Origin of the sequence: Streptomyces sp. NPDC052109 (assembly GCF_040680195.1) — a bacterium.
Classification (GTDB): domain Bacteria; phylum Actinomycetota; class Actinomycetes; order Streptomycetales; family Streptomycetaceae; genus Streptomyces.
In genome coordinates this window covers 386,713-395,865 of record NZ_JBFAWF010000005.1, presented here as the reverse complement: position 1 = coordinate 395,865, position 9,153 = coordinate 386,713, and the positions used below count along the sequence as shown (strand labels likewise).

Annotated in this window: 8 protein-coding genes; 5 read left to right on the top strand and 3 right to left on the bottom strand. The window is 71.9% G+C overall.

Annotation, left to right across the window (positions count from 1 at the left end; translation table 11 throughout):
* Positions 1-699 precede the first annotated feature (699 nt).
* The 3 genes from AB0L59_RS14685 (at position 700) to AB0L59_RS14675 (ending at position 3,537) form a co-directional block, all read left to right on the top strand.
* The gene (locus tag AB0L59_RS14685; protein ID WP_365582731.1) at positions 700-1,140 is read left to right on the top strand and encodes an amino acid ABC transporter permease; all 441 of its coding nucleotides are present in this window, start codon (positions 700-702) and stop codon (positions 1,138-1,140) included.
* A gap of 7 nt (positions 1,141-1,147) precedes the next feature.
* On the top strand, positions 1,148-2,941 hold the full coding sequence (locus AB0L59_RS14680; protein WP_365582729.1) for an alpha/beta hydrolase: 1,794 nt from the start codon (positions 1,148-1,150) through the stop codon (positions 2,939-2,941).
* A 161-nt stretch (positions 2,942-3,102) separates the two neighbouring features.
* A complete protein-coding gene (locus AB0L59_RS14675; protein ID WP_365582727.1) occupies positions 3,103-3,537 on the top strand; it encodes a hypothetical protein in 435 nt (144 codons plus the stop codon).
* 399 nt (positions 3,538-3,936) lie between these two features.
* On the opposite strand, the gene AB0L59_RS14670 is transcribed toward AB0L59_RS14675, so the two are convergent.
* Positions 3,937-5,082 (bottom strand): MFS transporter, encoded by a 1,146-nt coding sequence (locus AB0L59_RS14670; protein ID WP_365582753.1) that lies wholly within the window; start codon positions 5,080-5,082, stop codon positions 3,937-3,939.
* 421 nt (positions 5,083-5,503) lie between these two features.
* Between AB0L59_RS14670 and AB0L59_RS14665 the strand changes: the two genes are divergently transcribed.
* Positions 5,504-6,013, top strand: coding sequence for a hypothetical protein (locus tag AB0L59_RS14665; RefSeq protein WP_365582725.1), 510 nt, complete (start codon positions 5,504-5,506; stop codon positions 6,011-6,013).
* 92 nt (positions 6,014-6,105) lie between these two features.
* Positions 6,106-7,038: a hypothetical protein gene (locus AB0L59_RS14660; RefSeq protein ID WP_365582723.1), complete on the top strand. Its 933-nt coding sequence runs from the start codon at positions 6,106-6,108 to the stop codon at positions 7,036-7,038.
* Between the two features lie 281 nt (positions 7,039-7,319).
* Here the strand turns inward: AB0L59_RS14660 and lysA are convergent, their stop codons facing one another.
* Positions 7,320-8,645, bottom strand: coding sequence for a diaminopimelate decarboxylase (gene lysA, locus AB0L59_RS14655; RefSeq protein WP_365582721.1), 1,326 nt, complete (start codon positions 8,643-8,645; stop codon positions 7,320-7,322).
* Between the two features lie 15 nt (positions 8,646-8,660).
* Positions 8,661-8,999, bottom strand: coding sequence for an SAV_915 family protein (locus AB0L59_RS14650; RefSeq protein WP_365582720.1), 339 nt, complete (start codon positions 8,997-8,999; stop codon positions 8,661-8,663).
* Positions 9,000-9,153 lie beyond the last annotated feature (154 nt).

The following is a 9,153-nucleotide window of genomic DNA, read 5'->3' as shown; positions in this document are numbered from 1 at the left end:
CGGGCGGGTAGCCAGACCTGGCTCGACATGCAGTCTTGCAGTCACTTCGAAACGCCGCCGGCGGACCACAACGATCGAGACGACGGACACCATCTACGGGCGGCGGACCAGATCAATCGAGACAGGACACAAGCGCAACGGCGCCATCGGCTACGGCATCATGCGGTCGCGCATCGCTTGCAGAGCCCAGATGACGCCGACCCGGCTAACGCGTACCCGCTCCCGGACTTCAAGGCAGCGGCGTCTCAGTCGGCTTCGCCGAAAGCTTCGGGATCCGAAGACTGCGATGCTCGGGCAAAGGGCGGCAACGCGCCCGCGTCTCGGGACAGCAGTACCCCCCTGAATCGCGCTGGGCGTGGGCACTGTCGTACTTCTCGGAGCAGGGATCGCGGTTGCCGTCGTCGTCCGGAAGCCGCGGAAAACCGCGATTCCGCCCCCAACGACCGCGCCCCCTCCGGGGCTAGCGCACTAGTCGCCCGTGGGTTCACGCCCTCGTCGTACGCGCCGCCGGTCTCGCCGGACACCCCCCGTCCCATGGAGGACCTGGGGCTGTCTGAGTATGCATACCCAGACGGGCTGGTGACTGATACGGATGGGGTAATCGACGCAGCGTTACTAATGTGCTCCTTGGCCACCGCAGCGTCGCGGTCGCACGTTCACCACAACTCGGCGGCATACAAGGAGATAAGGGGGCCACGCATGGCGTGGGACGAGTGGGAGCAGCTCAAGGCGGGTGCGGCCCAGCGGATGCAGATCGACCAGCTGGCCGATCCGGGAGGCGGTGGGTCGAGCAGTACCCCCGGCGGGTCGGCTCCTGATCTGAAGGCGTCGAAGGGTCCGTGGACCAAGGCTTCCGGCGTGGCTCAGGATCTGCGGACGGTCACGAACACAGGGCTGACGGAGCTCAAAACGGCCCACGATGGCGTCAAGGGAGGGACCGCCGGCTTCACGAGCACCGCCGCGCTGAACGAAATCCTGCCCACCTGGGAGAAGCGGCTGACCTCGGTGCGCAACGAGTGCGATCGGTTGCACGGCGCGCTCGCCAAGGCCGGCCGGGACTTCGGCGAGATCGATCCCGCCGTCGCCGGCGAGGTCAACGGCGTGAACGTCGGTGGCAACAAGCCCGATTGGGCGCGGTGAGGCGAGCATGCCCACATGGCAGCAGCTGCGCGACGCGAAGTTATCCGAGTACGAGGACGCGGCCGACGGCTGGAGCATGGTCAGCAACCGGGCCGACGCCGCACGCATCCGGGCCGACCACGAAATGGCCGGCCCGCTCCGTGCCACGCAGAAGGGTCAGGCGCAGACCTCGGCCGAGCGGGATCTGACCCAGCTGGGCCGGAACTACCAGTACATCCACAGCGAATGCGGTCTCGTCCGTACGGCTCTGAACGCTCTCGCCTCCGAACTGTCCGGTGCCCAGAAGAAGCTGAAGCAGGCCCTCGACGACGCGGCCGATCTCAAGTTCACGGTGAATGAGGACGGCTCGGTCGAGTACCCGAGGAGCACCGAGCTCCCCATGGCCCCCGGCACCTCCTCCGGTACCGGAACCGCCAAGCCAGGCGCCCCCGTCCCGTACCTGCCCGGCGCAAGCGAGGCGAATGGCGACCCCAACGAGGGCAGGGCCGAGGACATTGCCGAGCGCATCTCGCAGGCGGTGAACAGCGCCATCGAGATCGACAACCGGTACGCAAAGATCCTGCGCGAGCTGAAGGCTCCGGACGGCTTGGCCGTGACCGACGACATGCTCCTGGACGAGGCCCACGACATGGGCGATGTCCAGAAGACGGTGGGCACCTACCTCAGTAAGGACAGCATTCCGCAAGGCAAGTCCCCGGCTGACAACAAGAAGTGGTGGGACGGCCTCACGCAAGGGGAGCGCGAGGAGTACCAGACGCTGTATCCGGCAGAGATCGGCGCCCTCGACGGCCTACCGAGCGTGGTCCGCGACTCGTCCAACCGGATCGTGCTGGACGAGTCGCGTGTCCAGGTCAAGAGCGAACTTGACGCACTGGGCCCGGAGCCGTCCAAGACGGTCGTCACCGCAGGCGGGCTGATTCGCAATCCGGAGTGGACCGCTTGGGAGGCCATGGGCGGTGGTCGGCTCAAGGGGCAGCTCGACGGTATGAACGCCATCCAGTCCCGTTTCGACCAGACTGGCATCGACGGCTTGCCGCCGGCCTACCTTCTGGGCTTCGACGTCAAGGGCAATGGTCACGCCATCGTGGCGAACGGCAACCCGGACACGGCGGACAACACAGCGGTCTATGTGCCAGGGACGAAGTCGAAGTTGGCGGGGGCCGGAGGGGACATCGGGCGCATGACGCGGGTGTGGAAGGAAGCCCGCAGCATGTCAGTCAGCCAGTCAACCTCGACGATCACGTGGATCGGATACGACGCCCCGCAGGGCATCGCCCCCGAGGCCATGGAGAAGCACTGGGCCTACGACGGCGCACCCAAGCTCAACAATTTCCTGGACGGTCTGCAGACGGTCCAGGGCGGCCCGGACGCCAGCCACACCACCGTCATCGGCCACAGTTACGGATCCACCACCGTGGGCGCCGCGTCCAAGGCCCCCGGGCACATTGCTGCGGATGACATCGTCGTGGCGGGCAGCCCCGGCATGCTGGTCGGCGACGCGAGTGATCTGGACGTCGGCAAGAACCACGTCTGGTCCGAGGCCGCAGGCGACGACGCGGTCCCACTGGGCGGCAAGATCGCCCACCTCGGTGGCTACAAATGGGGCGTCCAGACCTTCCACGGGCTGCCCTACGATGCCGGTTACGTTCAGACGGTCCCGTCGGACGAGGCATTCGGTGCCCACAGGATGCACGTCGACACCAGCGGTCATAGCGGTTACTGGGACGAAAGATCGGACAGCCTCAAGAACCAGGCAGCGGTAGTCGTCGGCCGCTATGACAAGGTCCAGGAGGACAATTGATCCCCCCGTCCCGTCGCCGCTTCCGGGGCAATCGGCTTGGTATCGCGGTCACTATCACCGCCCTCTCCCTCACCGGAACAGGTTGCTCGAACACCATGGATCACAAAGCAGACGCTGCGGCAACGCACGAGACGACCAGCTCGAAGCCCACCGTCCTCGACGTGGACAAAGCTCGTGAGAAGGCGAAGGCCGTATCCAGTCAGATCTACGACTTGATCAACCTCCCCTCCGGCAAAGTCACCGAACCGGGTCCGAGCATCTCCACCTGTGACCAGGACCCCGAGCACCTCTACCAGACCGTTCACCCATGGTCGGTCTACGACATGTCCGAGGACGAGTTGAAGGCAGGCTTCCAGCGGCTGCGGGAGGGCCTTCCCGGGAAGGGGTGGAAGATCGTCCACTACGGCCCGAACAAGAGCAAGGACAAGACCCTGGAACTCACGGCGGACTCCAAGACCGAGCCCTTCTCCGTGAACGCCGAACTCTGGGTATCGAGCCCGACGGCCAGCCACGAGAAGGAACCGAAGATCCTGATCAACATCGTCTCCGGCTGCTGGCGGGCTCCCAAGGGCACGGATCTCAACACCCAGTACTGACCACAGAGCCAACGACCGAGCTGACCAGGTGGTGGCTGCCGTGCCGGGTGGAGACGGCGCGCGTACTGGAAGGACGAAGGGCCCGACGGGGCCCCTCACCGAGCAGGTACCGGCATGGTTGGTCACATCGAGGGGCTCGGCGATACTGCGATCACCGTCGATGCCTCCGGCCACGTGGACAACGCCGACGGCGCCGATCGCCTCGGTCCACCTGGCCGCGTGCGAAAGGACTCTTCTCGGTCATCCCCGCACCGTCCTCGACTCGGGTGGCACGCCCCGCCTGGTCGGGCCACTCCGTCAGGCCGAGCGGCCCGTGCTCGGCGAGTCCACGACAGCCGCCGTGCCACACGTGCAGGCGCGGACTGCTGGTCGAGGGGACGAGGGCAGTGGTCGTCCACCCTACGAGCGCTCCCGCGTGGGGGCCCGGCGTCGTACGAGGGCGAGTGCCGGGCCCAGGGCCAGCAGGATGGCGAGGGCCGCGTAGCCGTGGGTGAGGGTGGTGAGCGAGGCGACCACCGCGACCAGCAACGGTCCGCCCGCGTCGCCCAGTTCGCGGCCGAGTTCGGCGGCGCCCATGGTCTGGCCGAGCCGCTCGGCCGGGGTGGCGGCGGCCAGGGCCGCGAAACCGAGCGGGGTGATCAGACCCGTCCCGACACCGATCAGGGCGGCGCCGGGCAGGACCCCGGTCAGACCCGGCAGCGTCGCGCAGCCCAGCCCGGCGGCGGTCACCAGCAGGCCCGCCGCGATGCCGGACCGGGTGGTCAGGCGCCCGGCGTCCCGCGCCCGCCCGGCCCGGGGCTGGACCACGGCCGCACAGGCGGCGAGCACGGATACGGCGGCACCGGTGGCCACCGTGCCCAATCCGGCCGCCCGGCCCGAGACCGGCAGGAAGCCCACGCCGACCGACAGGGCGGCGGTCGCCGCGGCCAGCGCGGACGTCGGGACCAAGAAGGCCGGGTCGGCCAGCCGCCGGGCCAGATCCAGCACCGTCTGCCGGGCCTTCGGCAGCGGGGGTACGACGGGGACGGCGAGCGCGGCCCAGCCGGCGACCGCCGTGCCGAGCACCGCGAGCACGGCGAACAGCAGCCGCAGCCCGCCGGCCCACACCAGGACACCGCCGAGCAGCGGGCCCAGCGTGTAGCCGACGGACTTGTGGAAGCCATAGCTTCCGAAGGCGCGGCCGTGCTTGGCGGCCGGGTTGAGGCGGGCGACGAGCGTGGCGGCGGACGGGGAGAAGGCGGAGGCCGCGGCGCCCTGCCCGAGGCGGGCGGCCCAGAGCCAGCCGGGGCTGTCCGCGAGGGCGTACAGCGCGGAGGCCGCGGCGAAGGCGACGAGTCCGCCGATCAGCACGGGGCGCGCGCCGACGCGGTCGGCGAGGGTGCCGAAGACCGGCTTGAGGACAGCCTCCGCGCCGTCGTAGAGCGCGAGAAGGCCCCCCAGGACCAGCAGCGAGGTGACCGCGCCCGCGGCGTGACCGCCGAGGTTGGCGGCGATGCCGTGTGCGCCGAAGGCCGTGGTGAACCCGGCCGCGTACAGCGGCCACATCTGCCGGGCCGGCCACATCCGCCGGGGCGACCGCATGCGCCGAGCCGGCCACCTCCGCCCGGCCGGCCACCTCCGCCCAGCCGGCGGCGTCCGCCCGGCCGGCGGCGGCGGGACGCTCACCGCTGCCCCGGCGGGGGGCTCGGTCCCGGCTGCTTCCGGTTCCGTGTTCGGCACAGCGTGAAGGTAACAGGGGTCGCCTCCCCGCGTGCCGGCCGCGCACCACGTCAAAGCCGGCGGCCTGACCGGCGGACAGGAATGCTTGTGTGGGCTCGGGTGAGCGCCGTACAACTACGGGGCCGCAGCGGGTTGTTGTTCCTCACGCCCTGCTCGCTCACCGGTCGGTGGTCCGGAGGCCCGTCGGGTCACCCGGTCGGCCGCGCTTGCCCGCGTCCCCGTTCGTGCCTCCCCTTAAGGTGGAGCCGTGATCCTCGCGCAGCCCGCCGCCGGCACGGCCGGGGCCCGTCACCGCTCGGCGGTGCGGCCCTCGGTCCTGGTCGCGGTGCTGCTCGGGCTGTTCCTCATGCACGGCGGCCCGGCCGCGGCCGCGGGCGGCTGCCACGGGGCCACGCCGGACACCGCCGTCACGCACTCGACGGCCATCCCGACGGCCGAGCACCCTGCCCACCACCCCGGGATGACGGCCGAGCACCCGGAGAGGGCGGCCGGTCATCCCCAGACGGCGGCGGGGACGGGCGTGGTCGTGGGGGGCAAGGCTGCCCTCCGGGTGGACGAGGCCATGCGTGGTGCGCTCTGTCAGGCCACCACGCCCCGCTCGGAGATCCCGGCGCCCCCGGGCGCGGCGGTCGCGCTCCTGCTTCCGGCCGCCGGCCTGCTGCCGTGGGTCCGGCCCGGTTCCGGCGGCACCCGCCGCCGAGGTCCGCCGGGCGGCGGACGTCCTCTCCTGCTCCAGGTGTGCGTCGCGCGGACGTGACGGGACCCCGGGCCGCGGCTCGTCGCCGCGATCCCGCGCAGGTCTCACGCCGCCCGCGCCGTCTCACGGCGCCCACCTGGAAAGACACACGCATGTCCCAGCGCTTCCGCACGCCCCGCCGCGCCCTCGCGGCGGCCGCCGCCACCGCGGCCCTCGCCCTGCCCCTCGCCGCCTGCGGCACGGGCTCCGACGGCGACCCCGACCACGGCTCCGCCATGGGCGGCATGCACCACGGCGCCACACCGTCCGCCTCGGTCTCGGCCTCGGACGACGGCATGGCGTCGATGCCCGGCATGGACACCGCGTCCACCGCCAACGGCCTGGCCGCCGCCGAGGACGGCTACGCGATGACCTCCCCGGCCTCGGCCCTCCCCGCGGGCAGGGCGGCCGCGTACCGCTTCGCCATCACCGGGCCGGACGGCAGGCCGGTCACCGACTTCGCCGTCGACCAGACCAAGCGGATGCACTTCTACGCCGTCCGCTCCGACCTCACCGGCTTCCAGCACCTGCACCCGGCCATGGCCGGAAACGGCACCTGGACCGCGCCGCTGGCCACGCTGCGGCCGGGCACCTGGCGGCTGTACGCCTCCTTCACCCCCGGCAGCGGCGCGGGCAAGGGCAAGGGGTTCGTCCTCAGCCGCACCGTGAAGGTGTCCGGCATGGTGATGACCTCACCCCTGCCCCAGGCGTCCGGCACCGTCACCGTCGACGGCTACACCGTGGCGGTGAAGGGCGATCCGATGGCGGGCATGGCGCACCAGCTGACCGCCACCGTCTCCCGGGACGGAAAGCCGGTCACCGATCTCCAGCCCTACCTCGCCACCTACGCCCACCTGACCGCCTTCCACCAGGGCGACCTCGCCTTCGCCCACCTCCACCCGGAGACGAAGGCCGACGGCGGCCACGGCGGACCGACGCTGACCTTCCACGCCGAGTTCGCCCGGTCCGGGAACTGGCGGCTGTTCCTCCAGTTCCGTACCGGCGGCAAGCTCCACACCGCGGCCCTCACCCTGCGCGTCGGCTGACGCCGAGGAGGCCTCGGCGTCCACGCGCCGAGGCCTCGCCGGTCCGACGTGCCGTGCCGATCAACCGCTCGGGGACCACACTCCCGCCCGGTACGGCGGCGTGCACACCACCGGACCGGTCGCCGTTCGCGACGTGCCGGGCCGAACACCGTCGGGATCTCGCCACGGCCGGCCGGGCAGTCGGCCCCGGCATGCGGTGCGGGGCGGTGGGGTGCTCCAAGAGGCCCGGGCGGGTCGGCCGGCGTGAGAGGGAAGACCGGCCCGCCCGGGAGTCGTACCGGCTACAGGCCCACGTCGCGGGCGCGGATGTCCGCCAGGGACTCGCGGCGGACCAGGAGGCGGGCGAGGCCGTCGCGTACGGCCACCACGGGTGGGCGGCCGACCAGGTTGTAGCCGGAGGCCATGGACAGGTGGTAGGCGCCGGCCACCGGTACGGCGAGCAGGTCTCCGGGGCGGGTGTCGGCGGGGAGTTCCGCGTCGGCGGCCAGGACGTCGCCCGCCTCGCAGTGCCGGCCGACCACGGCGACCCGGGCGGGCTCCGCCGTGCTGTGCCGGCCGATCAGGCGCGGCGCGTACCGTACGCCGTACAGGGCGGGGCGCGGGTTGTCGCTCATGCCGCCGTCCACGGCCACGAACACGTGCTCGCCCGTGTGCTTCACGGACAGGACGCGGTACACGGCGATCCCGGCGGGGCCCGCGATCGCCCGGCCCGGCTCGATGAGCAGGCGCGGGACCGGCAGGCCGGCCGTCGCGCAGGCGTCGGCGAGCTCCGCGCGGACCCTGCGGGCCAGTGCCGTCAGGTCCAGTGCCGCCTCACCGGGGCGGTAGGCGATGCCGTGGCCGCCGCCGAGGTCGAGTTCGGGCAGGACCAGTCCGTGCTGCTCGTACAGCCGCGCCATCAGGCCGACCATCCGCCGCACGGCGACGAGATACGGCTTGACGCTGCTGATCTGCGAACCCAGGTGGCAGTGCAGGCCCGTGAGTTCGAGCTGGGGCTGGTCGAGTATGCGGGCGATGGCGTGCTGGGCGTAGCCGTCGGAGATGGACAGGCCGAACTTCTGGTTCTCGGTGCCGGTGCGGATCTTGTCGTGTGCGCCGGCGCTGATGCCGGGGACGACCCGCACCATCACCTTCTGGTGACCGTCCGGCCCGACGGCGGCGGCGAGCCGCGCGATCTCGGCGGGACTGTCGATGACGATGCGGCCGACGCCGAGGCGCAGCGCGGTGTCCAGGTCGCGCGGGGACTTGGCGTTGCCGTGCAGCACGATCCGCTCCGGCGGGAAGCCGGTGGTGACGGCGAGTTCGAGCTCACCGGCGGAGCACACGTCCAGGCCCAGGCCCTCCTCGTCCATCCAGTGGGCCATGGCCCGGCACAGGAACGCCTTGGCCGCGTAGAGGACTTCGGCGTCCGGGAAGGCGTCCCGGTAGGTACGGCAGCGGTCGCGCACCTCGGCCTCGTCCAGGACGTAGACGGGGGTGCCGAAGCGGTCGGCGACCTCGGCGAGCGGTACGCCGCCCACGGCGAGGTCGCCGTGGGCCGACTCGGTGGTGGAGGCGGGCCACACCAACAGGCGGCCCGTGGTGCCGGGTTCGTGAACCGTGGTCATCGTCGTCCTCCCCGCTCAGGCGATCCGTGCGACGCGCAGCACGGGGATCTCGTGGGTGACCGGCGTGGGCGCCGGGGCGGTGAACTGCGGGTCCACCGTGAGGTGGGTGACTCCGAGCGGCGTGGTCAGGGCGCGCAGCGCGGGCTCGGCGAGGCGGATCCACGCCTGCCCGGCGCCCAGGGTGGCGGCCAGCCGGCGCTCGGAGGTGAAGCCGACGGCCGTGCGGTCGCCGAGCGGGGTGCGGAAGAGCCGGGCCGCGCACCCGGAGGGCCCCGGCCGGACCGGGACGTACAGCGGTCCGGCCGGGAACGGATCGGAGGGCTCGGGGTCTTCGCCGTAGCGGGGTTCTGTCATGGGGTGCCTCCCGAAAGGCAGGGAGCGGGGGATCTGGGAGCCCCGGACACGGGGAGGCGGACCGGGGCGCGGTGTCGACGGTATGCCCGGCGCCCCGGGGTCCCGGGCGGCCCCTGACGTGACGCTGACGGCGATCCGCACGACCTTGACGGGA

What these genes read in the sequence shown, in the direction of transcription:
- AB0L59_RS14685 (WP_365582731.1), top strand. Translation starts at nt 700, where the DNA reads ATGGCGTGGGACGAGTGGGAGCAGCTCAAGGCGGGTGCGGCCCAGCGG.
- AB0L59_RS14680 (WP_365582729.1), top strand. Translation starts at nt 1,148, where the DNA reads ATGCCCACATGGCAGCAGCTGCGCGACGCGAAGTTATCCGAGTACGAG.
- AB0L59_RS14670 (WP_365582753.1), bottom strand. Translation starts at nt 5,082, where the DNA reads ATGTGGCCGCTGTACGCGGCCGGGTTCACCACGGCCTTCGGCGCACAC.
- AB0L59_RS14660 (WP_365582723.1), top strand. Translation starts at nt 6,106, where the DNA reads ATGTCCCAGCGCTTCCGCACGCCCCGCCGCGCCCTCGCGGCGGCCGCC.
- lysA (WP_365582721.1), bottom strand. Translation starts at nt 8,645, where the DNA reads ATGACCACGGTTCACGAACCCGGCACCACGGGCCGCCTGTTGGTGTGG.
- AB0L59_RS14650 (WP_365582720.1), bottom strand. Translation starts at nt 8,999, where the DNA reads ATGACAGAACCCCGCTACGGCGAAGACCCCGAGCCCTCCGATCCGTTC.